The sequence below is a fragment of the Rhodococcus aetherivorans genome (genome assembly GCF_025722975.1).
In the GTDB taxonomy this organism is placed as follows: Bacteria; Actinomycetota; Actinomycetes; order Mycobacteriales; family Mycobacteriaceae; genus Rhodococcus; species Rhodococcus aetherivorans.
On sequence record NZ_CP106982.1, the window covers coordinates 384,818 to 411,297 of the forward strand.

The 26,480-nt window shown below is 65.1% G+C and carries 24 protein-coding genes and 2 pseudogenes; 11 read left to right on the forward strand and 15 right to left on the reverse strand.

What is annotated here, in order from left to right; translation table 11 throughout:
* Positions 1-479 precede the first annotated feature (479 nt).
* Complete coding sequence (locus tag OCS65_RS01750; protein WP_231772253.1) at positions 480-1,487, reverse strand: NADP-dependent oxidoreductase; 1,008 nt, start codon at positions 1,485-1,487, stop codon at positions 480-482.
* 25 nt (positions 1,488-1,512) lie between these two features.
* Positions 1,513-2,448, reverse strand: a complete 936-nt coding sequence (locus tag OCS65_RS01755) for an amidohydrolase family protein (RefSeq protein WP_168580446.1) — start codon at positions 2,446-2,448, stop codon at positions 1,513-1,515.
* A gap of 287 nt (positions 2,449-2,735) precedes the next feature.
* Here OCS65_RS01755 and OCS65_RS01765 point away from each other — a divergent pair, with 287 nt between their 5' ends.
* From OCS65_RS01765 to OCS65_RS01780, 4 genes are read left to right on the forward strand one after another with little or no spacing between them, the layout of a single operon-like run.
* Positions 2,736-3,677 carry a zinc-binding dehydrogenase gene (locus OCS65_RS01765; RefSeq protein ID WP_420833256.1) on the forward strand — a complete coding sequence of 314 codons (942 nt, stop codon included), beginning with the start codon at positions 2,736-2,738 and terminating at the stop codon, positions 3,675-3,677.
* On the forward strand, positions 3,674-4,120 hold the full coding sequence (locus tag OCS65_RS01770; protein WP_168580444.1) for a hypothetical protein: 447 nt from the start codon (positions 3,674-3,676) through the stop codon (positions 4,118-4,120). Before OCS65_RS01765 ends, OCS65_RS01770 begins: the two co-directional genes overlap by 4 nt.
* A gap of 3 nt (positions 4,121-4,123) precedes the next feature.
* A complete protein-coding gene (locus OCS65_RS01775; RefSeq protein WP_168580443.1) occupies positions 4,124-4,486 on the forward strand; it encodes a hypothetical protein in 363 nt (120 codons plus the stop codon).
* 25 nt (positions 4,487-4,511) lie between these two features.
* A complete protein-coding gene (locus OCS65_RS01780) occupies positions 4,512-6,164 on the forward strand; it encodes a 3-(methylthio)propionyl-CoA ligase (protein ID WP_168580442.1) in 1,653 nt (550 codons plus the stop codon).
* Positions 6,165-6,367: 203 nt separating this feature from the next.
* Here the strand turns inward: OCS65_RS01780 and OCS65_RS01785 are convergent, their stop codons facing one another.
* Positions 6,368-7,426, reverse strand: coding sequence for a YeiH family protein (locus OCS65_RS01785; protein WP_420833226.1), 1,059 nt, complete (start codon positions 7,424-7,426; stop codon positions 6,368-6,370).
* A 98-nt stretch (positions 7,427-7,524) separates the two neighbouring features.
* Here OCS65_RS01785 and OCS65_RS01790 point away from each other — a divergent pair, with 98 nt between their 5' ends.
* A complete protein-coding gene (locus OCS65_RS01790; protein WP_168580441.1) occupies positions 7,525-8,439 on the forward strand; it encodes a LysR family transcriptional regulator in 915 nt (304 codons plus the stop codon).
* Between the two features lie 83 nt (positions 8,440-8,522).
* On the opposite strand, the gene OCS65_RS01795 is transcribed toward OCS65_RS01790, so the two are convergent.
* From OCS65_RS01795 to OCS65_RS01825, 7 genes are all read right to left on the reverse strand, one after another.
* Positions 8,523-9,953 (reverse strand): NAD(P)(+) transhydrogenase (Re/Si-specific) subunit beta, encoded by a 1,431-nt coding sequence (locus tag OCS65_RS01795; protein ID WP_050035005.1) that lies wholly within the window; start codon positions 9,951-9,953, stop codon positions 8,523-8,525.
* A complete protein-coding gene (locus OCS65_RS01800) occupies positions 9,950-10,294 on the reverse strand; it encodes an NAD(P) transhydrogenase subunit alpha part 2 (RefSeq protein ID WP_006940142.1) in 345 nt (114 codons plus the stop codon). Before OCS65_RS01800 ends, OCS65_RS01795 begins: the two co-directional genes overlap by 4 nt.
* Positions 10,295-10,434: 140 nt before the next feature.
* On the reverse strand, positions 10,435-11,580 hold the full coding sequence (locus OCS65_RS01805; RefSeq protein WP_231772254.1) for a Re/Si-specific NAD(P)(+) transhydrogenase subunit alpha: 1,146 nt from the start codon (positions 11,578-11,580) through the stop codon (positions 10,435-10,437).
* Between the two features lie 99 nt (positions 11,581-11,679).
* The gene (locus OCS65_RS01810; protein WP_168580439.1) at positions 11,680-12,675 is read right to left on the reverse strand and encodes an ABC transporter substrate-binding protein; all 996 of its coding nucleotides are present in this window, start codon (positions 12,673-12,675) and stop codon (positions 11,680-11,682) included.
* A 52-nt stretch (positions 12,676-12,727) separates the two neighbouring features.
* Positions 12,728-13,546 carry an ABC transporter ATP-binding protein gene (locus tag OCS65_RS01815; protein WP_231772255.1) on the reverse strand — a complete coding sequence of 273 codons (819 nt, stop codon included), beginning with the start codon at positions 13,544-13,546 and terminating at the stop codon, positions 12,728-12,730.
* A gap of 36 nt (positions 13,547-13,582) precedes the next feature.
* Positions 13,583-14,422 carry an ABC transporter permease gene (locus tag OCS65_RS01820; RefSeq protein ID WP_168580438.1) on the reverse strand — a complete coding sequence of 280 codons (840 nt, stop codon included), beginning with the start codon at positions 14,420-14,422 and terminating at the stop codon, positions 13,583-13,585.
* Positions 14,423-14,558: 136 nt separating this feature from the next.
* Positions 14,559-15,353, reverse strand: a complete 795-nt coding sequence (locus OCS65_RS01825; protein WP_168580437.1) for a TauD/TfdA dioxygenase family protein — start codon at positions 15,351-15,353, stop codon at positions 14,559-14,561.
* A 365-nt stretch (positions 15,354-15,718) separates the two neighbouring features.
* Here OCS65_RS01825 and OCS65_RS01830 point away from each other — a divergent pair, with 365 nt between their 5' ends.
* Positions 15,719-16,447, forward strand: coding sequence for a GntR family transcriptional regulator (locus tag OCS65_RS01830; protein WP_231772256.1), 729 nt, complete (start codon positions 15,719-15,721; stop codon positions 16,445-16,447).
* A 60-nt stretch (positions 16,448-16,507) separates the two neighbouring features.
* On the opposite strand, the pseudogene OCS65_RS01835 reads toward OCS65_RS01830, so the two are convergent.
* Positions 16,508-16,701: pseudogene (locus OCS65_RS01835) on the reverse strand (acyl-CoA dehydrogenase family protein); the annotation flags it as partial.
* Positions 16,702-16,829: 128 nt separating this feature from the next.
* Between OCS65_RS01835 and OCS65_RS29900 the strand changes: the two are divergent.
* Positions 16,830-17,099 (forward strand): hypothetical protein, encoded by a 270-nt coding sequence (locus OCS65_RS29900; protein ID WP_210432788.1) that lies wholly within the window; start codon positions 16,830-16,832, stop codon positions 17,097-17,099.
* On the opposite strand, the gene OCS65_RS01845 is transcribed toward OCS65_RS29900, so the two are convergent.
* The 4 genes and pseudogenes from OCS65_RS01845 to OCS65_RS01860 form a co-directional block, all read right to left on the reverse strand.
* Positions 17,092-17,853: an SDR family NAD(P)-dependent oxidoreductase gene (locus OCS65_RS01845; protein ID WP_168580435.1), complete on the reverse strand. Its 762-nt coding sequence runs from the start codon at positions 17,851-17,853 to the stop codon at positions 17,092-17,094. The genes OCS65_RS29900 and OCS65_RS01845 overlap by 8 nt on opposite strands.
* 20 nt (positions 17,854-17,873) lie before the next feature.
* A complete protein-coding gene (locus tag OCS65_RS01850; protein ID WP_231772257.1) occupies positions 17,874-19,667 on the reverse strand; it encodes an acyl-CoA dehydrogenase in 1,794 nt (597 codons plus the stop codon).
* Between the two features lie 21 nt (positions 19,668-19,688).
* On the reverse strand, positions 19,689-20,420 hold the full coding sequence (locus tag OCS65_RS01855; RefSeq protein WP_168580433.1) for an SDR family oxidoreductase: 732 nt from the start codon (positions 20,418-20,420) through the stop codon (positions 19,689-19,691).
* A gap of 15 nt (positions 20,421-20,435) precedes the next feature.
* Positions 20,436-21,652: pseudogene (locus OCS65_RS01860) on the reverse strand (acetyl-CoA C-acetyltransferase).
* 153 nt (positions 21,653-21,805) lie between these two features.
* On the opposite strand from OCS65_RS01860, the gene OCS65_RS01865 reads away from it, so the two are divergent.
* The 4 genes from OCS65_RS01865 to OCS65_RS01880 all read left to right on the forward strand — a co-directional run bounded on the left by OCS65_RS01865 (position 21,806) and on the right by OCS65_RS01880 (position 26,437).
* A complete protein-coding gene (locus tag OCS65_RS01865; protein WP_168580432.1) occupies positions 21,806-22,414 on the forward strand; it encodes a TetR/AcrR family transcriptional regulator in 609 nt (202 codons plus the stop codon).
* A gap of 330 nt (positions 22,415-22,744) precedes the next feature.
* Positions 22,745-23,761 (forward strand): LysR family transcriptional regulator, encoded by a 1,017-nt coding sequence (locus OCS65_RS01870; protein ID WP_210432787.1) that lies wholly within the window; start codon positions 22,745-22,747, stop codon positions 23,759-23,761.
* 232 nt (positions 23,762-23,993) lie between these two features.
* Positions 23,994-25,250, forward strand: coding sequence for an MFS transporter (locus OCS65_RS01875; protein ID WP_168580431.1), 1,257 nt, complete (start codon positions 23,994-23,996; stop codon positions 25,248-25,250).
* On the forward strand, positions 25,247-26,437 hold the full coding sequence (locus OCS65_RS01880; RefSeq protein ID WP_168580430.1) for a CaiB/BaiF CoA transferase family protein: 1,191 nt from the start codon (positions 25,247-25,249) through the stop codon (positions 26,435-26,437). Before OCS65_RS01875 ends, OCS65_RS01880 begins: the two co-directional genes overlap by 4 nt.
* The last annotated feature ends 43 nt before the right edge of the window (positions 26,438-26,480 follow it).

Here is a 26,480-nt window from a genome sequence, read left to right on the forward strand (position 1 = left end):
GCCGGCCGGCGATCACAGGTACTTGCTGCCGCCGCGACCACGATCGACCGGTGACGGCCCGGTGTGATCTCTCTTTCGAGGGCTTGCGCATACGAGCCGTCGACCGCGACGTCATCCATCTCGAGCAACCCGGCGGTGCGCGCTTCCGCGCGCACCGCCACGTGCAGCCGGGGCCGCGCCCCGACGTCGGTCACATGCGCAACCCGCACCGGATGTCACTCCACTGCATCCGATCTTTCGGTGGACAACATGCCTCCAACCGGCGTTGGCGGGCCGGATGAAGACGACGCAGGCCGGAGCGAGACGATCGTCGATCGGCTCGTGTCCCGTGAACCGAGACCGGCGGTCAGGCCGAGGTGGAAGCAAGTGGCTTTCCGTGCCCGCGGATCGTCGGAAACAAGATCATCCGATACTGTCGACACGACCCCCGGCGGTTCCGCGCTTCATCTGCCACGCCGAACTCGTTCTGGAACGGCCGGTCAAGATGCAGCCACGTCCACGAGTTGCTTACCGAAGTTCTTGCCCGTCAACATCTCGATGAACGCCTTGGGTGCAGTGTGCAGTCCTGGGGCGAAATCTTCTCGGTAGCACACCTTGCCTTCACGGACCCATTGACCGATCTCCGCGATGGCACCCGGCCAGTACTCACGGTGGTCGGCGATGACGAAGGCAAACACGCTGACCCGATGCACCAGCAGATAACGCATTCCGGTGACGCCGTACGGCTTGTCGACGTTGTATTGACTTACGTTTCCGCACAATGCGATTCGTGCATGGTCATTGATCCGGGTCAGAACCGCATCGAAGATGGGGCCGCCCACGTTCTCGAAAAGTACGTCGACATAGTTCGGCGTAGCGGCAGCGAGCTGCTCGACGAAATCGGGGGCGCGATAGTCGAGACACTCGTCGAAGCCGAGTTCTTCTCGAACGTAACGGCATTTTTCGGGTCCCCCCGCGATGCCGATCGTTCGGGCACCGCGGATCTTTGCGAGCTGACCGACGACGGATCCGACCGCCCCCGATGCGGCGGTCACGACAACGGTCTCACCTGGCTGAGGCTTGGCCAGCTCGAGCAGTCCATAGTGCGCGGTCGCGCCCGTCATTCCGAGCACATGCAGAGCTGCCGAGGTTGGCCCTGCCTCCGTATCGACCATGCGGCATGTGGCGGGCGTGACGATCCCGTATGTCTGCCATCCGAGCATCCCGGTCACGATCGAGCCGACCGGAAGTGACGGCTCGTTGCTTTCGACGATTTCGCCGACGGTTGCACCAGGCATCAGGTCGCCGGGGTTGAGGTGCGGCACATATGACCGCAACGGGTCCATCATCGGCCGCATGTACGGATCCAACGACAGGTAGTGGATCTTCACCAGAGCCTCACCGGCACCGGGCACGGGTACGTCCACGCTGACGATATCGAAGTCGTCCTCCGTCACCATCCCCTCCGGATGTCGGCGCATGTGGACTTGTAGGTTCTGCTCACCCATGGGCTATTCTCCTTCGCTGTTCCGGTCAGCGGCCCAGAACGGGACGCAGCAGGCTCTCGGCGTTTCGGTACATGTAGGCGTCGAGCGCGTCGTCGGTCAGGTCCAACTCGACGGTTCTGAGCACCGACTCCGCAACGCCAGCAAAGGAGTACGCAGAGGCGTAGACGAAGCGGTTGGGCAGCCAGTTCACGCCCTTGACGAAGGTCTCGCCGCCCGGGGCGAACATATAGACGTCGGGCGAGACGAACACGTTGTGGACACCGGTCGCCTCGCTCTTGAAGGCGAGCGCCACGGCCTCATTGGCGTAGGGATAGCATCCGTGCCCCAGGATCACGGGCATCGACGGGTGCCGGCGGGCGACCCGGTCGAAGCGCACGGGATCGGTGTAACTGATGTCGGGGCCGGCCAGCGGACCGGACATGAACAGCAGCGGGACACCGAGATCGGCGATCTTCTCGTAGAGCGGGAACAACCGCTCATCGTCGGCATACATGGGTTCGCGGGCGAGGCCCGGTTCGAGGCAGACACCGACGAGCCCGTGTTCCTTCATCGCGATGTCGAGACCCTCGATGATCTCTTCCGTGGGCTTGTCGAAGTCGACACCGGCGAGCCCGAGGACGCGGTTGCCGGTGCGCGCGCTCAGCTCCGCGAGGTCGCTGTCTTCGATGTGGACGGGCACGGGACGGTTGACCGAGTGACGACCGTTCATAACGCCCAGTCGGACACCGACCGAATCCATTTCGTCGACAAGCGCCGCAATCGCACGGTCCTCGGCGTTCGGGAACGGATCCGTACTGATCGAGTACGAACGCGGCGTGGGCATCCCGAGAATCCGGTTCACCGCGCCCACCACGGTCGGCGTGAAGAAGTTGCGGTACGGGCCGGTAGGCGGACGAAGCCGGAAGTCGACGATCTTGCCACGGAGGCGGTCGAGGCGCTCGGCACTTCTGGTCTGGGTCATGTCCCCTCCTGGGATCGGGTGCTAGGACTTCGACCTGAACCCCGTCAGGTCTTGGATGACCACACTAGCCATCATCGCGTTTATTGTCGACATAAATATTGAAGGATGTCGGCGGCCCGCTTTTCGTCCGGGGTTTCGCGACCCACGTCCGATGCGCGATCGAGCCCTGGACCCCTGGCGATACACGCTGAAATTTATTAATGTCGACATAATTATTCGTCGACCCAGGAGTGAACATGCAAGCTGCACGCATCGTCGGTGACCCCGCCGGCGGCAAGGTCACGGTCATGGAGGTCCCGCGCCCCACCCCGGGCCCGGACGAAGTGCTCGTGAGGGTGAAAGCGTCGGCACTGAACCGGGGTGAAATCCTGCAGGCCGGTCGTGTCACCTCCGGCGACCCCGTCCCCATCGGGGTCGAGTTCGCGGGAGAGGTGGAACAAGTAGGAGCGCAGGTGCGGCGATGGCGCGTCGGAGATCGCGTCATGGGCCACGGAACCGGCGGGCAAGCCGAGTACGTGGTGGCCGCGCCGCTGGCCCTGATTCCGGTGCCGGACACGATCTCGTGGGTACAGGCCGCGGCCTTTCCCAACGTCTTCGTCACCGCTCACGACGCGTTGATCACCAATGCTCGAATGCGGCCGGGCGAAACGGTACTGGTGAATGCCGCGTCGAGCGGGATCGGGTTGGCCGCGATCCGAATCGCCCAGGCGATGGGAGCGGGCCGCATTGTCGCGACCACACGTTCGGACGACAAGGCCGAACGCCTGAAGGCGTTGGGGCTCGACTGCGTCGTCAACGTCTCGGTGCATGACCAGGTCGCCGAGGTCCTGGCCGCCACCGACGGAGCGGGTGTCGATGTCATCATCGACTCGGTCGGCGGGACGGTGTTCGAAGCGAATCTCGAGTGCCTGGCCGTGCAGGGACGCCTGGTGAACATCGGACGCCTCGGGTCCGCGACAGCGTCGATCGACCTCAACACCCTCTGGCTGAAGAGGCTGCACCTGATCGGCGTCACCTTCCGGACCCGCGCCGAAGCGGAACGCCTCGAGTGTGTTCAGGCCGCCGCACGCGACCTGATGGCACCGCTCGCTGCGGGACTGCTGAACATGCCGATCGACCGCACGTACCCGATCGAGGACATCGCCGCCGGACACGAGTACATGACGACCGATCGACACTTCGGCAAGATCGTCCTACTGGTGGACCCCGCGCTGGAAGAAGCCGCATGAACATCGCATCGCATCTGGACAAGTTCGAACGGCTGTGCGACCTGCGGGACCGGCTCCACCCCCTCGAGGACTTCGAACTGTGGTACTGGACCACGCTGACCGCAGGTACGAATGCCTACAACGCGTCACTGCACGACGCAGGCCTGACACGCGACGACAGGCTCTTTTCCACAATCCCCGGAGTCCACGTGGCACCTCAACCCGATGGCACGTATCGGCGGATCCTGTGCGGTCTCGGTGATGTGAGCCACGTGGGCTGGCCTTCCGTACCCCGGCCGATTCCGCCCGACATCGAGGCACTCGAACACGCCCTCGAAACCATCGAGCACCATCGCGACCCCTGCCTGCGCGGGTACCACACCCCGGACCGGCACATCGTCGACGAGTGCGAACACGCGTTCTCGCAGGTACGGGCCACGCTGACCACACGAACACGAGGATGACCGATGGACCCCGAACGACACTGCCACCTCGCACAACGAATCGAGCAGTCGATCGCGCTCTGCGGTGAGCAGGATTGGGAGATCACGATCGAAGCCGCGATGCTCGCGGGCACCCACTGGGCGAACTACGCGTTGCACCGACACGGCGTTTCGACGGAGGACGAGGACATCGTCCATACATCGATGCTGGTCGTGAACACTCTACGCAAGTACAAGATCGTCGAACCCGAATTGCTCGGTGCTCTCGACGAGATCGAGGAATTGCGCCCGCTGCATGTTCGCGGAGACGCGGCAGGCGGGCGTGACGCCGCACAACGTGCACGCGCTCTCCTCGAAGAGATTTCGATGCGCGCCCAGAAGTCCTGAGGCGCCGCACAGACAGGAGTTTCCCGTGATCGGTCAGATGATGCAGCAACCCCTGCTGGTCTCCTCGTTGCTCCGACATGCGGAGCGTCACCACGGTGGGCAGGAGATCGTCTCCCGGCGCGTCGAGGGCGATATCCACCGCTACACATTTCGCGATCTTGCCGACCGTTCGAGAAGACTCGCACAGGCATTGGAGCGTCTGGGCATCGAACCGGGCACCCGAGTAGCGACCCTGGCATGGAACGGCTACCGACATCTCGAACTCTACTATGCCGCTTCCGGTTCGGGTGCCGTCCTGCACACCGTCAACCCCCGGCTCCACCCGGACCAGATGGCGTGGATCATTGCCGATGCCGCCGACGACGTGCTCTTCTTCGATCTCACGTTCCTGCCACTCGTGCGTGAACTCGGTCCGCGACTCGCGAGCGTACGGCATTACGTCGTCATGAGCGACCGCGAGCACCTACCCGGCGACATCGGCGATGTCCTCGTGTACGAGGACCTCATCGCACAGGAATCCGGCAGCTACCAGTGGCCGACCTTCGACGAACAGACCGCATCCTCACTGTGCTACACCAGTGGCACGACAGGCAATCCCAAGGGTGTGCTCTACAGCCATCGGTCGACCGTTCTACACACGTTCGCCGTGGCCCTGCCCGATTCGATGGGCCTGTCGGCGAGCGACAGCGTGATGCCGGTGGTGCCCATGTTCCACGTCAACGCCTGGGGCCTGCCGTACGCGGCGTGCATGGTCGGAGCGAAGGTGGTCTTGCCCGGCGCCGATCTCGACGGCCGCTCCCTGTACGAGTTGCAGGAGGCCGAGCAGGTCACCCTCTCGGCGAGTGTACCGACAGTGTGGCAAGGCCAACTCCGGCACGCACAGGAGCACGGCGTGCGCTTCACGACGCTCGAACGGGCGGTGATCGGCGGCGCTGCGTGCCCTCCGTCCATGTTGCGCGAGCTCGAAAAGCTACACGGCGTCAACGTGATCCACGGGTGGGGCATGACCGAAACCAGTCCTTTCGGCACTGCGTCCGTACCGAAGCACACACATCAGGACGTCACGGACGACGAACGATTCGCGGTGCAGGCCAAACAGGGACGATGCGTGTTCGGGATGGATCTGAAGATCGTCGACGACGTCGGCAACGAACTCCCTTGGAACGGAAGGGCAGCCGGCCACCTCATGGCCCGGGGCCCGTGGGTACTGTCGACCTACTACCGCCGCGAGGAGGCCGATCCACTGATCGACGGATGGTTTCCCACTGGGGACATCGCAACCATCGACGCGGACGGATTCATGCAGATCACCGACCGCAGCAAGGACGTGATCAAGTCCGGCGGCGAGTGGATCAGTTCGATCGACCTCGAGAACATCGCCATGAGCCACCCGGGCATCGCCGCCGCAGCATGCATCGGTGTCCGCCATCGGAAATGGGACGAACGGCCATTGCTCGTCGTGGTCCGCGCTCCCGACGCGGATGTCACCGGCGAGGGGCTCCTCGCCTACTTCGAGGGCAAGGTCGCCAAGTGGTGGCTGCCGGACGATGTGGTGTTCGTCGATTCCCTGCCGATGGGTTCGACCGGCAAGGTGCTCAAGGCCCCGCTCCGAGAACGGTTCCAGGACCACCTGATGCCTTCCCGGACCAGGGTGTCGGCGACCTCGACCGAACACTGATCGCGCACGTTTACGGTTCCAGGACCACCTGATGCCTTCCCGGACCAGGGTGTCGGCGACCTCGACCGAACACTGATCGCGCACGTTTCCTGTCGGCGGCGCTCTGGGTGGTCCGCCTTCGCCCAGGGGGTCGACAACCGACCCGAGAGATCGGCGCCGATCCCCGTGAGGGAATCGGCGCCGATCGTCGCGAGGTCCGACACTCACACGACGAGCAGAACACCGACGAGAGCGATCGAGGCCACCCATGCGGTGGAGACAGTGGCGAGAACAAACGGTCGAGGACCGACCTTCTTGATCAGCGATACTCGCACGCCGGCGCCGAGCGCGAACATCGCCGCGGTGAGCAGGAGCGTCTGGGCGCTCTTGGCCAGCGTCAGCGCGTTGTCGGGCACGATTCCGGTGGTGCGCAGCGCCGCACATGCCAGGAAGCCGAGGACGAAGAACGGCACCAGGGGCGGCCGTTCGGCCTGCCCGGTCGTATCGGTCGCCCGCCGGCGCTGCAGGATGCCCAAGGTTGCGATCACCGGTGCGAGCATCAGGACGCGGGCAAGCTTCACGATCGCGGCGACAGTCAGCGCGCCGCCGCCGATGATGCCGCCCACCGCGACCACCTGGGCCACCTCGTGGATCGCCCCGCCGGCCCACAGGCCCGCCACGGTGGGCTCCAGTCCCAATGCACCGGCCACGAGAGGAACCGTCGGGATCATGAGCGTACCGAAGATGACCACTAGCGCGACTGCGGTGAGGACCTCCTCTTCGTCCGCATCGACGACACCGTCCGTGGCAGCCACCGCCGCGGCTCCACAGATGGAGAAGCCACATGCGATGAGCACCCGCTGGGTCCACGAGAGTCCCAACAGCCTGCCGACAAGCATCGTGCCCACGATGCCCAAGGAGACAACGGCGACGACCACAGCCATGATCTTCCAGCCCAATCCGAAAATGTCGGCCAGCATCAGTTGCAGGCCGAGCAATGCGATGCCCACACGCAGCAGCTTCTTCGACGAGAAGGTCATCCCGGGCTGGAGTCGTTGGGGGACGGTGAGCAGGTTTGCGCCGACGGCCCCGATGACGATTGCAATCAGCAGGGGGCTGACCGCAGGCAGGAATCGAGCCGCTGCCATGGACAGGATCGCGACGATGAGGCACATCGCGACGCCGGGAGCCAGTTCACCACTGAGCTTCCCGATCCGTGACATGCCGGCGGGTGTGGCTTTCCGATGCGCGGTGGGACGCATCCGCTCTTGTATCGGGTTCATTGTTCAACAGTCGGGCATTTCAGAAGCCTTTGGTAGACACCAGAATACCAACACCCCATATCGATTCGATATGTTCTCAGCGGAAGTGTGACCAGCCCATGTCGACCAGACACATCGACGTTCGATCTCTCGAATTATTGTCAGGGATAGAGCAATACGGGAGCGTGGCGGCTGCGAGTCGGAGGGCGGGAATGGCCCCGCCGGACGCCGGCCGTCATATCCGGCATCTGGAGCGACGTTTCGGCACGCAGCTGCTCCAACGCAATCCGACCGGCTCCACTCTCACCCCGCACGGACGGACGATCATGGAGGCTGCCCGAAAAGTGTTGGAGGCCATCTCCGATATGGTCGCCGTGGCGGAGGGATTGCGCCACGACGAACATGCCCAACTCGACGTGTGCGCCAGCACGACGATCGCGGAGCAGTTGATGCCCGTGTGGCTGAACCACTACCGTGGACGGTTTCCCGACGTAGGGATACACCTACAGGTTCGGAATTCGACACAGGTGCTCGAGCAGGTGCACGACGGTTGCTGTCATCTGGGCTTTGTCGAGTGCCCGGATGTTCCGGAGTTCGCACACAGCGCCGTGGTCGCCCACGACCGTCTCGTCGTCGTCGTGAATTCGGCTCATCCGTGGGCGCGTCGTGCGGCACCGATCACCGTCTCGGAGTTGGCTGCCACCCCGCTGTTGGTTCGTGAGGTGGGTTCCGGAACCCGCATGACCATCGATCGCGCGTTGGACGGACACACCGCATCGCCGTTGCTCGAACTGGGGAGCACAGGAGCGATACGCAACAGCGTGCTCGCTGGCATAGGTCCGGCGGTGGTGAGCGGCCTCGCCGTCGCGGACGATCTCGCATCGGGCGCCCTGCGTCAGGTCTACGTGCACGGCCTGAAACTCGAACGGACTCTTCGTGCGGTCTGGAGAGCCGACCGGCCATTGTCCAGGGCTGCCCACGATCTTGTTTCTCTGGTGACTAATTCCGGTGAAAGCAGATGCGCCGGTAGGTGACTCGAGAAATTCAGGCCGACGTGCCAGTGCCCGCCACTGTGTTCACGGGGGCGGGCACTGGCAGGGTTCGGCGGTTGCGGCGGTTACAGCGCCTTGAGTTCCTCGGTGACCTCGGAGACCATCTTCTTCGCGTCGCCGAAGAGCATGGAGGTGTGGTCGGCGGTGAACAGCGGGTTGTCGATGCCGGCGTAGCCGGAGCTCATCGAGCGTTTGAGCACGATGACCGACTTGGACTGGTCGACGTTGAGGATGGGCATGCCGTAGATCGGGCTGGACGAATCCTGCCGGGCGGCGGGGTTGGTGACGTCGTTGGCGCCGATGACGACGGTGACGTCGGTGCGGGAGAACTCGCCGTTGATGTCGTCCATCTCCTTGAGCGCCTCGTACGGCACCTCGGCCTCGGCGAGCAGGACGTTCATGTGCCCGGGCATCCGGCCGGCGACCGGGTGGATGGCGTACTTGACCTCCACGCCCTTCTCCTCGAGCAGCGCCGCCATCTCCTTGACCGCGTGCTGCGCCTGCGCCACCGCCAGCCCGTAGCCGGGCACCACGATGACCTGGTTGGCGTAGGCCATCTGGACCGCGGCATCGGAGGCGGAGGTCGCCTTGACGGTGCCGCCGGCCCCGCCCGCGGCCGCACCGGCACCGCCGTCGCCGCCGAACGAGCCGAACACGATCGCCGGGATGGACCGGTTCATCGCCTTGGCCATCAGGTTGGTCAGGATCGAACCCGACGCACCGACGATCATGCCGGCGACGATCATCGCCTGGTTGTTCAGCGCCAGGCCGGCCGCCGCGGCCGACAGGCCGGTCAGGGCGTTGAGCAGCGAGATGACCACCGGCATGTCGGCGCCGCCGATCGGCAGCACCACGAACAGGCCCATCAGCCCGGCCACGACGAGCAGCGCGACGATCCACACCGCCGAGGTCGGATCGTTCGCCGGGTCGGCCGCGAGTCCGATGTACACGGCGAGCGCGATCGCCGCGAGCGCGAGCACGATGTTCGCCAGCTGGAAGGCCTTGGCCGCGCCGACGAGGCGGCGCTCGAGGTTCTTGTTCAGCAGCTCCTGCAGCTTGGCGAACGCCACCAGCGAACCCCAGAACGACACCGATCCGATGATCGCGGCGAACAGCGAGCCGACCACCACGGGCACCGTCGGTTCCTCGGCGAGGGTGGTGAAGCCGTCCGAGTCGAGGAACTCCGCCCACGCGATCAGCGCGACGGTGCCGCCACCGACGCCGTTGAACAGCGCCACCAGCTGCGGCATCGCCGTCATCTTCGTGCGCAGCGCCGGCGGGACGCCCAGGACGACGCCGACGACCAGGCCGGCGACGATCCAGCTCCAGTTGTCGGTGTCGCGGATGTCGATCAGCACGGCGAGCACCGCCACGGCCATGCCGACCGCGGCGATGTAGTTGCCGCGGACCGCGGTCTTCGGGCCGGTCAGGCCCATCAGACCGTAGATGAACATCGCGAACGCGACGATGTACAGGACGGAGACGAGGTAGCTCATTTCGCGTCGGCTCCCTTCTGCTCCGCCGGGGCGGCCGACACCGGCACCCGCTTCTTGGGCTTGAACATCGCGAGCATGCGGTCGGTGACGACGAAGCCACCGACGACGTTCAGCGTGCCGAACACCAACGCGACGAACAGGATGACCTTGATGCTCCACGGCGCGCCGGCCGGCAGGTGGCCGAAGACCACCAGCGCACCGAGCACCACGATGCCGTGGATGGCGTTGGTGCCCGACATCAGCGGGGTGTGCAAGGTGTTGGGCACCTTCGAGATCACGGCGAAGCCCACGAACCCGGCCAGGACCAGGATCGCGATGTTCGCCAACAGTTCGGTATACATCTACGCCCCCCAGATCGACGCGGAGTATTCATGCCACTCCGACGGTTCGTGTACTTGTACGGAAATCAGCCGGTCGAGTGCTACGACCGCGACGGCCGACGTCCACAACACCGAGGTGGTGAGCAGGTTGCCGAGGGTCTTCAACGGAGTACTCCCACCCTCGTGGCCGAGTCGTCCGCCTCGGCGGTGCGGGTCACGCAGGCGCCGTCGAGGATCTCGTCCGAGAAGTCCGGCGCCAGGGCACCGGACTCGTCGAGCATCAGCTCGAGCAGGGCCACGACGTTCTTCGAATACAGCTGCGAGGCGTGCTCGGGCATGGTCGCGGGCAGATTCAGCGGCGAGCAGATGGTCACGCCGTGCTTGACCACCGTGCGTCCGGGTTCGGTCAGCTCGCAGTTGCCGCCGGTCTCGCCGGCCAGATCCACCACCACCGAGCCGGGCTTCATGCCCTCCACGGCGGCGGCGGTGACCAGCCGCGGCGCGGGCCGGCCCGGCACCAGCGCGGTGGTGATCACCACGTCGAAGCCCTTGATGGCCTCCTCGAGCGCCGCCTGCTGCTGCGCACGCTCGTCGGCGGTGAGTTCGCGGGCGTAGCCGCCCTCACCGGCGGCGTCGATGCCCAGATCGAGCCACTGCGCACCGACCGACCGCACCTGGTCGGCGACCTCCGGACGCACGTCGTAGCCGGTGGCGCGCCCGCCCAGGCGCTTGGCCGTGGCCAGCGCCTGCAACCCGGCCACCCCCACACCGAGCACCAGCACCGTCGCCGGCTTGACCGTGCCCGCGGCGGTGGTGAGCATCGGGAAGAACCGCGTCGACTCCGTCGCGGCGACCAGCACCGACTTGTACCCGGCGACGTTCGCCTGCGACGACAGCGCGTCCATCACCTGCGCCCGGGAGATCCGCGGGATCGACTCGACGGCGAACGCCTGCACCCCGGCGGCGGCCAGCGCCCCGATCTGGTTCTCGGCGTTGCGCGGGGCGAGGAACCCGATCAGCGCCTGCCCCGACCGCATCCGGGCGACCTCCGCATCCGACGGCGGCGCCACCTTGAGCACCACATCCGCCGACCACGCATCCCCGATCCGCGCACCGGCCTCGACGTAGGCCTCGTCCGGGATCAGCGCACCGAGCCCGGCCCCGGACTCGACGACCACGTCGAGCCCCTTCTTGATCAACGACGGGACGATCATCGGCACCAGCGCGACCCGCCGCTCGCCGTCGCCCGTTTCCCGAACGACGCCGACGGCGAGAACGGGCGGGGCCCCGTATCGAGTGGTATCCATGAAGCAACTTTCTTTGTTCGAGCGAAACCTACCGCCGCCCTGCACGGACGACCGGCGGGAGGCATCGCATGATGGCGAGCGATCGGTTGTTGCCCCGATCTACAGTTGTTCGCCGCAATCCGTCATCACATGGTCGGTATACGGGAGTTCCGAGGTGTTCTCCTCCAAGACCCAGGCACTGACCTTGTCCCACTTCTCTTGGTCGATCCGGTACGTCCAGGACAGGTGCGTGCGATCCCAGATCTTCTCCGCGGTCTCCTGCGGGACCGCCAGCAACGTCGACAGTTTCTGCGCTCCCGCGTCGCGATTCGCATCGTCGGCGATCCATGCGCCCGCGCGGTTCATCGCCGTGCAGAACCCGTCCACGATCCCGGGGTGCTGCTGCTGGAACGGGGCGGTAGTTGTCCACATGGTCTGCATTCCGAAGGTTCCCGCTTCGCCTCCGGTCCCGTCCAGGGAATTCGCCAGCGTGCGGACATCGAGTCCGTGTTGTTCCAGCAGGGCGACCGTGGATGTCGCGCCCACTGTTGCATCGACCTTTCGATTGCGCACGGCCGGTTCCATGGTGGCACCGGAGCCCACCGCGACATACGTGACGCTGTCGGGGTCGAGACCGTGATCGGCGATGACGCTGCGCGCGAACTTCTCGGAGAAGCTGCCGCGCTGCACGACGCCGACCTGTCTTCCGGCGAGAGCCGAAATGTCCTCGATTCCACTGTCTGCCAAAGTGACCAGCGACATGTCGAGCCGGCCGAACGGCGGAATCGTGAGGATGTCCTGTCCTTGGGCCATGGCCGGCATCACATTTTCCGGCGTTCCGACGGCGATCTGTGTTGTGCCGCCGATGAGTGCTGCGGTCAGTTCCGGTCCGGAGACGGAGTTGACGGTGTCGACCCGCAACCCCACGTCCGTGAAGAATCCCTCTTCCTGCGCCACCAGCAGCGGAAACGTGAGGGAGTTGCTGTTCATGTTGCCGACGGTGACCGAGGTGAACCCGTCCTCTGCCGTGGCGGATTCCGGTCCGCCGCATGCGACCAGTGCACCCACCGAAACCAAAGCGCCCACTACGGCGAGCGTGCTGCGGGATCTCGACATCGATTCTCCTTGAAATGTTGAAACTCTTGTGTGGGTCACTCGACCGGCGACATCAGTGCAGCTGCGCGCGAAGGCGCTCATAGATCGACTGGTATTGACTGTCCCCGGCAATGGCGGCGAGGTCACGGGGACGATCGAGGTCGACTCTCACGTCGTCGAGGACCTTTCCCTCGCCCATGAGGACGATCCGGTCCGCCAGGGCGACGGCTTCGCCCAGGTCGTGCGTGACGAAGACGACCGTGCGATGCTCCTCCTGTTGCCACAGCTGGAGGAACTCCTGTTGCACCGACAGTCGTGTGTTTACGTCCAAAGCCGCGAACGGCTCGTCCATCAGCAGCACGTCCGGATTCAGTGCCCAGGTTCGAGCCAGCGCCACTCGTTGCCGCATTCCCTGTGACAATTGCCACGGCCAGAGCCGCTCTGCCTCGCCGAGGTGGACCGCGTTCAGCCATCGGCGTGCGATGCCGCGACGCTCCGACTTGCTCATTCCGCGCAGCTCGAGACCGTACTCCACATTGCGCAGCGCAGTTCGCCAGGGCAGCAGCGCATCTCGTGCCGGCATGAAACCGAGGTGATTTCGGGCTGAACGTGGCTTCTTGTCGAGGACCGAGACCGTGCCCTCGGTAGGTTCGACCAGGCCGGCCACCATGTTGAGCAGTGTCGTCTTTCCGCATCCGCTGCGTCCGACTACGGCTGTGAATTCCCCTGCAGGAATGGACAGGTCGATGTGGGACAGCACCGTCCGTATACCGCCGGCAGGATTGGGGAAGTCGACCTTCACTCCGGTGAGCACGATCGCGTCGTGACGACGATCCTGCGTCGCATGTGCAGTGGGGACAGAGCTCTGTCGCGCCATCGAGGTTGTGCTCACTTCTTCACTCCAGTTCATTTCCGAGCAACGGATCTGTCAGCGGTCGACCGGCGGTTGCCAGCGCAGGAACCGGCGTTCGGCCAATCCCATGACCTGATTGAGGACGACTGCGATACCTGCGAGCAGCAGGAGGATCGCATAGACCGCCTCCATCCGATAGGTTGCGGAGTACGTTGCAATCAACTGGCCGAGCCCGTTTCGCGCCGATATCAGTTCGGAACCGACGACGCCGAGCAGGGAGTAGATCAGTCCGAGCCGGAGCCCCGCGAAGATGGCCGGAGTTGCCACCGGGAGGAGCACCTTCAGAAAGATCTGGTGCTTACGCGCTCCGAGAACGGTGGACATACGCAGCCACTCCGCATCCGTGGACCGCACGCCGGCACGAGCGCCTGACAGCACAAGGAAGAACACCAGCGTGGACGCCAAGGCGACCTTCGCGGATGTATTGATGCCCAGGGCGACGATGAACAACGGCGCAAGAGCAATACGGGGCATGGCATTGGCCGCTTCGAGATACGGCGTGAGCACGCGCTCTACCCGGGGCAGCAGACCCAGGGCCACGCCGACGACGACGCCGACCGCCCCGGCAAGTATCCAGGCGATGAGGACGGCGATCATCGTGTATCGGGTGTTGCTCCACAGCTCACCGGATTGCGCTGCGACGACAATGTAGTCCCACGACTGTCCGGGAGACTTCGCGAGGACGGGGTCGAGCCATTGCTGTGTGGCTGTCAGTTGCCACAGTCCCAACCACACCACGGCAAGCAGGATCTGTGCCGCGAGAACCACTACGTTCTCCCGCGAGAAACGTACCCGCCTGCCCCGGGATCTCGCGCGGTCCTTCTTCTGGGTCGAGGGATCGTCAGTGAGTTGCATGGATGCTCCGATCGGTGGCCACGAACGACGTTGACGTTCGTTCCGCCCGCTTCTTTCGTCAGGGAGTTCGCTCATGGCGAGCGGTCGGTCGCGCCTGCGGGCCCAATGGCACTTTCGGCCCGAACACCGCGGGGATTCAGATCGGCTTCTCGCCGTGGAGGGTGACGCGATTCAGGACGCGCTCTTGGTCGCCGTAGCCGTGCACGGCGTAGTGCATGGTGCAACGGTTGTCCCACATGACCACGTCGCCCTCCCGCCAGCTGTGCCGATAGACGTTGTCCGGGGAGACCGAGTTCCGGTAGAGGTACTCGAGCAGGGCTTCACCCTCCTCGCGGGTCCATCCCTCGATGCACACGTTCTCGCGGTGTCCGACGTACAGCGCCTTCCGTCCGGTTTCGGGATGGGTGCGCACAAGTGGGTGCACTGCGCTGGGAATGTCGGCTTTCGCCACTTCCAGCATGCGCCCGAGCCGTGTCCCGTGGAATCGGATCCGGAGAGTGTCGAGAACCCTCCGCATGTCCGGGCTCAGTCGTTCATAGGCGCGGTACTGGTTCGACCACATCGTGTCGCCGCCAACCGGAACCGTGACGGCGGACAGGATGGAAATCTTCGGGGGCACTTCGGTGAACGCAGCGTCGTAGTGCCACGCCTCGGTGGCCGTCGTTTCCTTCCTGACGTTGGCGATCTGGACAACTTCAGGATTGCCGTCGAGCGGATTGAGCATTGCTGTGACGACAGGATCACCCCACCATCGCGCGAACTCCACCTGAGCTGAAGGCTTGATGTGCTGATCGGGGAACACCAGAGTGCAGTGTGTGAGAAATGCCTCGTGCAGTTCGTCGAACACAGTTGCGTCGAGGGGCTCATCGAGCCGAATTCCCTCGACGGAGGCACCGATCGTGCCGGTGAGGGGAGTGATCTCGAGCTTCATAACTTGACCTCACTTCTGAAGTGCGCCTTGGGGGCGCGCGGCCAGCGAGTGTTGCAGATCACAAGCTAACACTCGGTCCTGTTTATGTCGACAAAAATCTTGAAAGAAGAGCCGTCTACGGCGGCCTGCCCGTCGGAGGTGTGAACACCGCTCTTCGGTGGGGTAAGAGGCCGCACGTCGAGGAGTGCCGACCTGGGCTCGAGACTCAAGACCGGATACAATTGCCGTCGACAATAAACTGAGCTTGTCCACTACGAATCAGGGCAAGGCGGCGAAGAATTCACGCAGGAGTGTGACGCATGGCACGCCGGAGAACCCAAGACCTGCCCGACCCCTCTGCGCTAGTGCTCCCTCGCAACGAGTGGATGGTCGCCATCGAGCAGGCAATTCTGCGTCGGCAGCAAGAGGCCATAGCCGCCACCCCGCTGCCGGAGCAAATCGCCGCCAGGCTCGCAGCAATCATCGTTCTCGATTACGTTCATGCAGGCCAGCGCCTCCTGGAGCAGGACATCAGCGCCGCGCTCAAGGTGAGTCGGGCACCGGTACGTGAGGCACTGCGCATCCTCGAACGTGATCGACTTGTCGAGTTCCAGGCGCGTCGCGGAGCGACGGTTCCGGTGCCGCGAGCGAAGGACCTCGGCGACGTCTTCGATGTCCGGTCCCGGCTCTATGGACTGATCCTTCGCCAGGAAATGCTGGAACAGCACGAGGATCTGGTCGCGTTGTTCGACCGCCATATTCCACGAATCATCCAGGCGGCTGATGAGTCGGTCGACGCATACGCCGTCGCCACCTTCCTTCTCAACAGTGAGGTGGCGGAACTGTCGGACAACCGCATCCTTGCCGACCTGCTCCAATCCGTGTCCCTGCAGACGCTGCGGTACGTGCGTTTGGCTCTCGCGGCCAACCCCGACACCATCAGGCTCAATCTGGAGGGTTGGCGGGCCCTGCACCAGGCGATTCGCGACGGTGACATCGAACTTGCCGTGAATCTGGCCCGGAACAGGATCGCCAGGATCCGCGCTTCTGCCGAGGAGCATCTGGGCAGCGACGAGACGGAAGCCGAGGACAGCTTCGTCGAGGCTGGCTCATGAGTGCACGCACTCGGCCTCGCCGGGGGGCCGACGGCGTGAACCGGATCCGTCGAGTGTCGACAGACCCGGCGACTTGGAAATGACGCTCTTCATGACCTCACCGGTACCGCCGAAGATGGGGTGACGCAGGTATGGGCGTACAGGCGGGCGATGGGATGTTCGGTCATGCAGCTGTCCTCGCCGTGCAGTTGCAGACACTTGTCGATGACCCGCGCCTGCATCTCAGTACAGAATCGATTCACCTTCGCCGGATCCGACGGGCACCGGCGCGGGAAACCGTACCTTGTTTCAGTCCGTAGTTCACAGCCGTCGGGCCCCTCGGACGTCGAGTATCCGGGCGACCATGTCGCTCAGCAGCGACAGGGTGAGGTAGCCATGCGTGATGGGTCCGCCGAAGGGGGCTTTCGGTGCGGATGCGATCGACGTCGACGTGAATCCACTGGTGATCGTCGGTGGCCTCGGCAAAGAGATCGACACGATCCTGGGTGATCTCGATCCAGTCGCCGCTGGGGAGCCGTTGTCCGCCGAGACTGGCAGGTCGTCGGGCTCGTCGATGGTGGTGGACATCGTTTCCCTTCTTTCGAGCGTGCGGGGTGGGCCGCAACGCGTCCTCGGTGGTGTCCGCCTGGTGGATACGAGGTACTTCAGGTGATGGTGACGCCGCCGTCGACCGCAAGGGTCTGTCCGGTGACATAACCGGCTGCGTCGGAAGCCAACCAGACCACCGTCGCAGCCAGTTCGATCGGGTCACCGGTCCGTCCGAGGACCATGCGTGGGGACAGCGACTCGAGGTATCCGCCCTTGTATTGCTCGGTCATTTCGGTGGCGAAAAACCCCGGCGCGATCGCGTTGACACGAATTCCCTTGCGTGATCCCCACTGCTGGGCCAGATCCCGGGTCAGTCCGATGATCGCGGCTTTGCTCGCGCTGTAGGCGGCTTGCGGTAGTCCGGCTGTGGTGAGCCCGATAACGCTGGAGATGTTGACGATCGAACTGCCAGGTTGCATGACACGGCCGCAGGCCTGGGTGGCCCAGTAGGAACCGTTCAGGTTGATGTCGATCACCGAGCGGAACTGCTCCGGCGTCTCACGGACGGCCGGAACGGCCGTCCCGATCCCGGCGTTGTTGACGAGAACATCGACACGGCCGAACTCGTTCATCGCCGCCGAGACCATTGCGTTGCACTGATCGGGGTCCACGACATCGGTGGCCACGGTGAGGGCTCGGCGCCCCGCGACGCGAACGAGAGCGGCGGTGTCGTCGAGCCTGTCCGCCCGTCGGGCCGCCAGGACGATGTCTGCGCCGGCCTCGGCGCATGCTTTCGCAAACGCGATCCCGAGACCGGACGATGCGCCGGTGACGACGACGACACGGTCGTCGAGACGGAACTTGTCGAGCACACTCATGGGTAGTGTCCCTTCGGAAGTCAGAAGACAGCAGGATTCAGGTCGACCAGGGTGCGGTCCATGCGTCCCAGAAGCTCGAGCTGCGGACCGACCTTGCTGAGCTCGTAGGTATAGAAGTAGTGGGTGGCGGCCCGCTTTCCGTCGTAGAAGTCGCCGGTCTTGCCGTCGACCGAGGTGAGCTGCTCGAGCCAGATCCACGCGATGACCGTGTGCCCGAACGCCTCGAGGTACACGGACGAATTCGCGAGTGCGGCTGCCACGTCCTGCGCCGACAGCAAGGCGCTTGTGACCTCGACCATTCGATCCCACACGCCCTCGAGTTCGTCGGCGTACCGCGCGGCGTCGGAGCCGATCTGTCGTGCTCGTCCGATCGTCTCGGCGATCTTCGATCCGAGCAGCGTCACGCCGGCGCCGTCGTGCATGGCGACCTTGCGCCCGAGCAGATCCAGCCCCTGGATGCCGTGTGTGCCCTCGTGGATCGGGTTCAGGCGGTTGTCGCGGTAGAACTGTTCGACGTCGTAGTCGCGGGTGTAGCCGTACCCTCCGTGTACTTGGATCGCCAGGCTGTTGGCCTCCAGGCACCATTGCGACGGCCAGCTCTTCGCGATCGGTGTCAGGACGTCGAGTAGCAGTCCGGCGTCTGCGCCGGCGGACTCGTCGAACGCGGTGTTCTGTTCGTCCACCAGCCGAGAGCAGTAGAGACCCAGTGCGAGGGCCCCCTCGACATAAGACTTCTGCGCCATCAGCATTCGCCGCACGTCGGCATGATCGATGATCGGGACCGGCGGTGCCGACGGGTCCTTCGCGCCGACCGGTCTGCCCTGTGTCCGTACCTTCGCATATTCGAGCGACTGCAGGTACCCGGCGTAGCCGAGTGCCGTTGCAACGAATCCCACACCGATCCGAGCCTCGTTCATCATGTGGAACATGTAGGACAGGCCGCGGTGTTCTTCTCCGACAAGGAAGCCGATCGCGCCAGCCTGGCCGTGTGGTGAATGCGTTCCGTCGCCGAACGACAGCAAGGTGTTGGTGGTTCCCCGGTTGCCCATCTTGTGGTTGAGCCCGACGAGCGTGACATCGTTGCGCTCCCCGAGTACGCCGCCGGATCCCGGGAGGAACTTCGGGACGATGAACAACGAGATGCCCTTGACGCCGGTACCACCGCCGGGAGTCTTTGCCAGTACCAGGTGCACGATGTTCTCGGACAGCTCGTGATCGCCGCCGGAGATCCACATCTTCGTGCCGGTCAACCGGTAGCTGCCGTCCTGGGGCAGCGCTCGGGTGGTGATGTCTGCCAGTGACGACCCGGCCTGCGGCTCGGACAGGCACATCGTGCCGAACCAGCGGCCCTCGAGCATCGGACGAACGTAGTCGTCGATCTGCTGTGCGGTGCCGTATGTTGCGATGAGATTCGCGTTGGCCGCAGTCAGGAACGGGTACGCGGCGGTGCCGGCGTTTGCCGCCTGGAACCAGGCCATCGCCGCCCGTGCCACCGTAGTGGGCAGCTGCATGCCCCCGACGGTTTCGTCGAACTGCCCGGCGGTCAGTCCGGCGGCCGAGAAGATGTCGAGTGCCTGCTGGACCTCCGGGATCATCTCGACAGTGCCGTCCGGACGCATGGTCGGTTCGTTGGCGTCGGCCTTCTTGTTGTGCGTGGCGAAGTGCTTGTGCGCGATGTCGGCGCTGAGGTCGAGCACCGCGTCGAACGTGTCCTTGGAGTGTTCGGCGAAGCGCTTGCGGGTGGTCAGCGACACCACGTCGAGCCACTCGTACAGCAGGAAGTCGATGTCGCGCCGGGAGAGTACGTCGGTCATGGGTGTCCGTTCGATGGTGGGTCAAATGGAGAGTCCGCCGTCGACCGGGAGGACGGCGCCGGTGATGTAGCCGGCTTCCTCGGAAGCGAGGAAGCAGATGGCGTCGGCCATCTCGGACGGGTCGGCGAACCTCGGGATCGGGCCCGTGACCTCGGCGATCTTCTCTTGCGGGATGGAGGCGGTCATCCGGGTGGCTGCGTTCGGGGAGACGGCGTTGACGGTGACGCCGAACGCGGCGAGTTCTTTCGCGGCGGTCTTGGTGAAGCCGATGATGCCGGCCTTGGCGGCGGCATAGTTGGCTTGGCCGCGGTTGCCACGCAGTCCGGTGTAGGAGGTGACGTTGACGACCCGCCCGAACTCCTGCTTGCGAAAGTGCGGCACACAGGCTCGGGTGAATCGGAATGTCCCACCGGCGTGGACCTCGAGGACCTGGTTCCAGTCGTCGTCGGTCAGCTTCCACAGCACCCTGTCCCGCAGGATGCCGGCGTTGTTGACCAGGACATCGACCCGGCCGGTCTCGTCGATCACGGTGGAGACGACCCGTTCGACGTCCTCGGTGTTGCTGACATCGGCGGGGATGCCGATGGCTCCGACCTCGCGGGCGGCCTGGTCGAGCTCGTCCTTGTCGAAGTCCACCATGAACACCGTCGCCTTGGCTTCGGTGAAGTGGCGGGCGAGGGCCCGGCCTATGCCGCGGGCGGCGCCCGTGACGACGACCGAGCGGCCGGAGAAGTCGAAAATGATGTTGCCCATTGATTTTCCTGTCTGTCAGCGAAGTCGTTCGAGGACCATGGCCATGCCCTGGCCGCCGCCGACGCACATGGTCTCAACACCGAACTGCTTGTCGTGGGTTTGCAGGTTGTTGAGCAGGGTGGCGGTGATGCGGGCCCCGGTCATGCCGAACGGGTGTCCGAGAGCGATCGCGCCGCCGGAAACGTTGAGCTTGTCCTCGTCGATGCCGATCTCCCGGACCGAGCCCAGGACCTGCACGGCGAACGCATCGTTGATCTCGAACAGATCGATGTCGGACACCGTCTTACCGGCCAGGGCGAGGGCCTTGCGGGTGGCCTCGATCGGACCGAGACCCATGATCTCCGGCGACAAACCCGACACTCCGGTCGAGACGATCCGCGCGAGCGGGGTCAGGCCGAGCTCCTGGGCTTTGGTGTCGGACATGATCACCAGCGCGGCGGCGCCGTCGTTGAGCGGGCACGCGTTGCCGGCGGTGATGGTGCCGTCGGGACGGAACACCGGGGCGAGTCGGCTGACCGCCTCGTAGGTGGTGCCCGGACGGGGACCGTCGTCGGTGGAGACGACGGTACCGTCGGGCAGCGTCACCGGGGTGATCCCCCGTTCGAAGAAGCCGGACTTGATCGCGTCCTCGGCGCGGTTCTGCGAGCGCACCGCCCGACGGTCCTGCTCCTCGCGGGTGACGCCGGTGATCTGGGCGACGTTCTCGGCAGTCTGGCCCATCGCGATGTAGGCGTCGGGGACCTGCCCCTCCTCGCGGGGGTCGACCCACTGCTGTCCGCCTCGGGCGAGCTTCTCGGTGCGGACCTGCGCGTCAGCGTAGAGCGGATTCTGGGTGTCGGGCAGTGAGTCGGAGTTGCCCTTGACGAACCGCGACACCGTCTCGACACCGGCGGAGACGAACACATCCCCTCACCGGCCTTGATCGCGTGAAAGGCCATGCGGGTGGTCTGCAACGACGACGAGCAGTAGCGGGTGACGGTGGTGCCGGGCAGGAAGTCGTAGCCCAGCTCGATCGCGACATTGCGGGCCATGTTGAAGCCTTGTTCACCGCCGGGCAGGCCGCAACCGAGGAGCAGGTCGTCGACGTCCGTAGGATCGAGTTCGGGCACCTTCGCCAGCGCCGCGGCGACCATCTGCGTGGCCAAGTCGTCCGGCCGCATACCTACCAGCGACCCCTTCATGGCACGCCCGATCGGCGAACGGGCGACGGAAGCGATCACAGCCTCGGACATGGCGACTCCTGGTCAGCGGCGGAAGGGGGTGTGCAGACGAGGTCGAGCACACCGAAGAAATATGCAAACGCATATTTTCTATGCGATTGCATATACTGGTCCCGTGAATGGAGCCCTGTCAACCCCTCCCCCCTCCGAAAGGCGGTCGTACGCGTGAACGCACCGCTGGAGGATCTTTCCTACGAGGTGGGCACGTCGAAGGCCGCGGCACGGATACGGGCCGCAGCCACCGAGGTCTTTGCCGCCAAGGGATACGGAGCGGCCAGTACCCGAGAAATCGCTGCACGTCTCGACCTCAGTCCCGGCGCGGTGTACCCGCACTACAAGACCAAGGAGTCGCTCCTCTTCGCCATCGCCCTCGAGGGCCACCTCGCAGTTCTCGACACGATCACCCGAGCATCCGACACGGCGACACATCCGCGCGATCAGTTGGTCGCCGCGGTATCCGCCTACGTCAAGTGGCATGCGCGCCATCATGCAATTGCGCGGGTTGTCCAATACGAGTTGCGGGCACTGTCCGACGAGCACTTCCAGGCAATCGCCAAAATCAGGCGTGCGACCTCGAAGGTGTTCGACCGTATCCTCGAATCCGGCGATGCATCAGGCGAATTCCACACCCTCGACTCCGCGGCGGCCACACTGGCGATCACCTCGCTGGGCATCGACGTCAGTCGCTGGTTCCCTTCGAATGCGTACTCCGATCCCGAGTCGCTGGCCGAGCGCTTTGTCGAATTGGCATTGCGGATGGTTGGGTACATGTGAATCCGCGCGCTCCCGTGTTGGCCCGGGAACCCACGCAGCCGCAGGATTCGTACTGTCCGCACCGGAACCGCGGTAGTACCCGGCCCTGGGGAGATCCGCATGCGTGTCCGGCGTGCAGGAATTCGACCTTGTCCCAGGCGACGGCATAGAGATCTGATTCCGCATTGAACTCTCGGCCCGCTCGCTGCTGCGGTGCCGTATGCGGTTCTGGTAGGTGGCACTACCGAATACGCGCACGGGCAGCGTCAGCTGCCTGATCGGGATTCGGATCGTCGAGCCCCGGATTGGCGTTTCGGACGCCACGACCGGTGCAGCCTCTAGATTCGGGTCATGGACCTACGCCAGATCGAGTACTTCCTCGCCGTCGTCGACTGCGGCGGGGTGACACGAGCTGCGGCGCAGCTGCGGGTAGCGCAGCCCTCCCTGTCACAGGCGGTGCGCAAGCTCGAGAAGGATCTCGGTGTCGAGTTGTTTCACCGGGTCGGGCGGGGGCTGGTACTTGCTCCCGCCGGCGAGGCGCTTGTCGGCCCGGCCCGCACCATCCTGCGCGAGGTGGGCGCTGCGGAGAATGCGGTCCGAGATGTCGGTGCAATGCGCGGCGGTCGGATCGATATCGCCTCTCTGTCGGATCTGTCCTCGGATCCATTGTCTGTGTGGGTGGCCAAGTTCCGCCATCAGTATCCGGACATCCGCTTCCGGATCGAGGAACGCGAAGAGACCGCCGATGTCGTCTCCCTGGTCAAGTCGGGAGCGTGCGAGCTGGGCATCCTCGCGCTGCCCCTGCCCGCCGAGGAGCTGGTGGGCGAGGAACTGATCGATCAGCAGCTGGTCCTGGTGTGTCCGCCGGGAACCGATGCGCGGTGGCCGGACCCGGTGCCGATCGAGCAGCTGTCCGGGGTCCCTTTCGTGATGAGTGGGCGCGGTACGGCGACCCGCGACTTCATCGAGCGCTCGTTGCGCCTGCACGGAGTCGAGCCGGATGTCGCGGTGGAGGTGCGCCAGCGTGGCGCGGTGCTGCCGATCGTCCTCGCCGGCGGTGGGGTGTCGATCGTCGCGCTGCGTAGCGGTCTCGACGCGATCCTCCGCGGCGGGGTCGTACGGGAACTCTCGCCGCGCCTGACCCGCAAGATGGGCGTCGTCCACCGGCCCGGACGGATCACGGAGGCATCGACCGAGTTCCTGGTCTGCGCCCGGGCATCGTTCGAGGAGTTCGCCCAGTCCGTCGCAGGGTACATGGCCAACGGACTGTCCCTGGTCGAAGCCGGAAGACTGACGCGCGAAGAAGGCGACCGCCGACTACGGGAGGACAATGCCCGAGCCTCCATGATTCATAGGCAATTACAGTAGGTCTTCTACTTTTTTGGTCTTTGACTCGATCGATCTCCGCGCCTTGAATGGTGTGTACCACATCACGTCATTGCGGCGCGCCCGGCTCCATCACCTAATGATCATCCTTCGGAGCGGACATCGCCCCGCTCGTCGGTGCGCCACTGCCGCTCGTTCTCGAAGGGATCCCACGATGCACACAACAACGCCGACGAACCCGTCGGTACGGTCACGGCCGCCACGGTCGACGCAGATGCGACGTGCCTGGCTCGTCGTCGGCCTTCTCGTCCTCTTCATGCTCATCAACCACGCCGACAAATCCGTCATCGCGTTCGCCGGGGTGCAGATCCAGCGCGACCTGGGGCTGAGCTCGCAGCAGTTCGGACTCCTGCAGAGCAGCTTCTTCTGGTTGTTCGCTGCCGGCGCACTGTTCTTCGGCTGGCTCTCGTCTCGGGTAAGCCTTCGCTGGCTGCTCGCCGGCCTGATGCTGACCTGGGTCGCGACGATGATCCCACTGCTCGGCACGGTCAGCTTCGGCGTCCTCATCGCCTGCCGTGTGATCCTCGGATTCGCCGAAGGTCCAGCGTTCGCGCTGGCCAACCACGCCGCGCACTCCTGGTTCCCGCCGGAGAGGCGGGCGATGGCGGGCGGCTTCGTTTCCGCGGGCGCCTCGATCGGCACTCTGATCGCCGCGCCCGTACTCACCTGGATCATCTTCTACTGGGATTGGCACGCCGCGTTCTATGTACTCATCGCGATCGGCATCCTGTGGGCGGGGGCCTGGCTGATCCTCGGCCGCAGCGCCGGTGAAGGCGAAACGGCTTCGGTTTCCACGGTGGTGGTCGAGACTGTCGACGCCCCCTACAAGACGATCCTGAAGACCGGCACTGTAATCGGCATCGCGGTACTGATGTTCAGCTCGTACTGGTCGACCACCCTGAAGATCGCCTGGCTGCCCGTCTACCTCCAGGAAGGCCTGGGCTACGACACCGCCACCGCCGGTCAGCTCATGATGCTGCCCTACGGGCTCGCCGCCGGCGGCGCTATCGCCGCGGGCTGGTTCTCCGGCCGGCTGATCTCGCGGGGCGTCTCCCGACGGGTCGCCCGCGGCTACTTCAGCGCAGCGCTCGTCGCCGCCGCCGGAATCTCGATGGCCGGGTTCACGCTACTCCCGCAGGGCGGACTGCAACTGGTCCTGATCGCCCTCGCGTTCTCGCTGAACACCGCAGCCTTCGGTGTCGCACTCTCCGCGATCGCCGACGTCGTCCAGGCGAAGAAGCGCGGGATGGTCCTGGGCATGCTCTCGGCGGTCGCAAGCATCTCCGGCATGGTGGCGCCGCTCGTGCTCGGCTTCGCCGTCGGCTCGTCCGTCGACAAGATCACCGGCTATGCGATCGGCTTCCAGTCCAGCGGCGCCCTGATGATCGTCGGCGCAGTCATCGCAGTCTTCATGGTCAACCCCGAGCGCGACATCACCCTCATCCGCCGTCGAGTCGAGGAGACAGCATGAACATCAACAGGCCCCTGGACGGTGTCCGCGTCGTCGACTTCGGGCAGTTCATCGCAGCCCCCGCCGCCACCCAGATCCTCGTGGACCTCGGGGCGGACGTGATCAAGGTCGAACCGGTGCACGGCGAGTCCGCCCGCGGGATCGGACCAGCCGGCGAGGCCATGCTGCAGAACTACAACCGCGGCAAGCGGTCCATCGCGCTGGACCTGAAGGACCCCCAGGCACAGGAGATCGCCCGGAAACTGATCGCCGGCGCCGACATCGTGGTGCAGAACCTGCGCCCCGGCGTCATGGAGTCGTTCGGACTCGGCGCCGAGCAGGTCCTCGCCGCCCACCCCTGGATGGTCTACGCGACCGTCAGCGGATTCGGTCTGCACGGACCGTCGAAGTACCGACCCGGGCTCGACATCGCGGCGCAGGCCGAGAGCGGGATGATGTGGGTCACCGGGGAAGCCGACAGTGAGCCGCAGAAGGTGGGGGCCCAGATCGTCGACGTCGCCTCCGGTTACGTGTGCGCCCAGGCGATCCTGGCGGCCTATGTGCGCCGGCTCCGCACCGGCGAAGGCGACACCGTCGAGGTCTCGCTGCTCGAAGTCGCGCTCCACCTGCAGGGCACGAACTGGGGCCAGTACCTGATCACCGGCGAGGAGCCCATCCGCAAGGGCAACGGACAGCCCAGCATCGCCCCCGCCGCGGACGTGATGACAACCAAGGACGGCAACCTGGTCCTGTCCGCCTACTCGGACGTGCACTTCCACCGATTGTGTCGCCTCATCGGGCGCCCCGACCTGGCCGAGGACCCGCGCTTTGCAAGCAACACCCTGCGGGTGGCGAACCGGCAGGCAATGCTGGTCGAGCTGCGCAGCGCATTCTCGACGATGACGAGCGACGAGGCCATGGAGTTGCTGACCACCAACGGAGTTGTGGCCGGCAGGATCAACACCTACCCCGAGGCCATGCGCAGCGCCGACGTCGAAGCGTCCGGGTTGTTCATCGAAGTCAGCGACACGGACGGGGCATCGCACACCGCCCTCGGGTCACCCTGGCACCTTGGCAGCATGCCCAAGCCCGGCAGCGAAGGCGACCCGGACCTGGGTCAGCACACCGCCGAGCTGCTCGCCGAACTCGGCTACCCCGCCGCCGCGGTCGACGCCCTGGTCGCCTCCGACATCGTCCGCCTCCGCTAGACATCGGAACCCGCCTGCCGACAGCCCGCCTTCTCAAAGGAAT

What these genes read in the sequence shown, in the direction of transcription:
- OCS65_RS01770 (WP_168580444.1), top strand. Translation starts at nt 3,674, where the DNA reads ATGAACATCGCATCGCATCTGGACAAGTTCGAACGGCTGTGCGACCTG.
- OCS65_RS01765 (WP_420833256.1), top strand. Translation starts at nt 2,736, where the DNA reads ATGGAGGTCCCGCGCCCCACCCCGGGCCCGGACGAAGTGCTCGTGAGG.
- OCS65_RS01800 (WP_006940142.1), bottom strand. Translation starts at nt 10,294, where the DNA reads ATGTATACCGAACTGTTGGCGAACATCGCGATCCTGGTCCTGGCCGGG.
- OCS65_RS01880 (WP_168580430.1), top strand. Translation starts at nt 25,247, where the DNA reads ATGAACATCAACAGGCCCCTGGACGGTGTCCGCGTCGTCGACTTCGGG.
- OCS65_RS01775 (WP_168580443.1), top strand. Translation starts at nt 4,124, where the DNA reads ATGGACCCCGAACGACACTGCCACCTCGCACAACGAATCGAGCAGTCG.
- OCS65_RS01855 (WP_168580433.1), bottom strand. Translation starts at nt 20,420, where the DNA reads ATGGGCAACATCATTTTCGACTTCTCCGGCCGCTCGGTCGTCGTCACG.
- OCS65_RS01845 (WP_168580435.1), bottom strand. Translation starts at nt 17,853, where the DNA reads ATGAGTGTGCTCGACAAGTTCCGTCTCGACGACCGTGTCGTCGTCGTC.
- OCS65_RS01820 (WP_168580438.1), bottom strand. Translation starts at nt 14,422, where the DNA reads ATGCAACTCACTGACGATCCCTCGACCCAGAAGAAGGACCGCGCGAGA.
- OCS65_RS29900 (WP_210432788.1), top strand. Translation starts at nt 16,830, where the DNA reads ATGGGTCCGCCGAAGGGGGCTTTCGGTGCGGATGCGATCGACGTCGAC.
- OCS65_RS01795 (WP_050035005.1), bottom strand. Translation starts at nt 9,953, where the DNA reads ATGAGCTACCTCGTCTCCGTCCTGTACATCGTCGCGTTCGCGATGTTC.
- OCS65_RS01830 (WP_231772256.1), top strand. Translation starts at nt 15,719, where the DNA reads ATGGTCGCCATCGAGCAGGCAATTCTGCGTCGGCAGCAAGAGGCCATA.
- OCS65_RS01785 (WP_420833226.1), bottom strand. Translation starts at nt 7,426, where the DNA reads ATGAACCCGATACAAGAGCGGATGCGTCCCACCGCGCATCGGAAAGCC.
- OCS65_RS01755 (WP_168580446.1), bottom strand. Translation starts at nt 2,448, where the DNA reads ATGACCCAGACCAGAAGTGCCGAGCGCCTCGACCGCCTCCGTGGCAAG.
- OCS65_RS01870 (WP_210432787.1), top strand. Translation starts at nt 22,745, where the DNA reads ATGGACCTACGCCAGATCGAGTACTTCCTCGCCGTCGTCGACTGCGGC.
- OCS65_RS01810 (WP_168580439.1), bottom strand. Translation starts at nt 12,675, where the DNA reads ATGTCGAGATCCCGCAGCACGCTCGCCGTAGTGGGCGCTTTGGTTTCG.
- OCS65_RS01850 (WP_231772257.1), bottom strand. Translation starts at nt 19,667, where the DNA reads ATGACCGACGTACTCTCCCGGCGCGACATCGACTTCCTGCTGTACGAG.
- OCS65_RS01875 (WP_168580431.1), top strand. Translation starts at nt 23,994, where the DNA reads ATGCGACGTGCCTGGCTCGTCGTCGGCCTTCTCGTCCTCTTCATGCTC.
- OCS65_RS01825 (WP_168580437.1), bottom strand. Translation starts at nt 15,353, where the DNA reads ATGAAGCTCGAGATCACTCCCCTCACCGGCACGATCGGTGCCTCCGTC.
- OCS65_RS01805 (WP_231772254.1), bottom strand. Translation starts at nt 11,580, where the DNA reads ATGGATACCACTCGATACGGGGCCCCGCCCGTTCTCGCCGTCGGCGTC.
- OCS65_RS01790 (WP_168580441.1), top strand. Translation starts at nt 7,525, where the DNA reads ATGTCGACCAGACACATCGACGTTCGATCTCTCGAATTATTGTCAGGG.
- OCS65_RS01750 (WP_231772253.1), bottom strand. Translation starts at nt 1,487, where the DNA reads ATGGGTGAGCAGAACCTACAAGTCCACATGCGCCGACATCCGGAGGGG.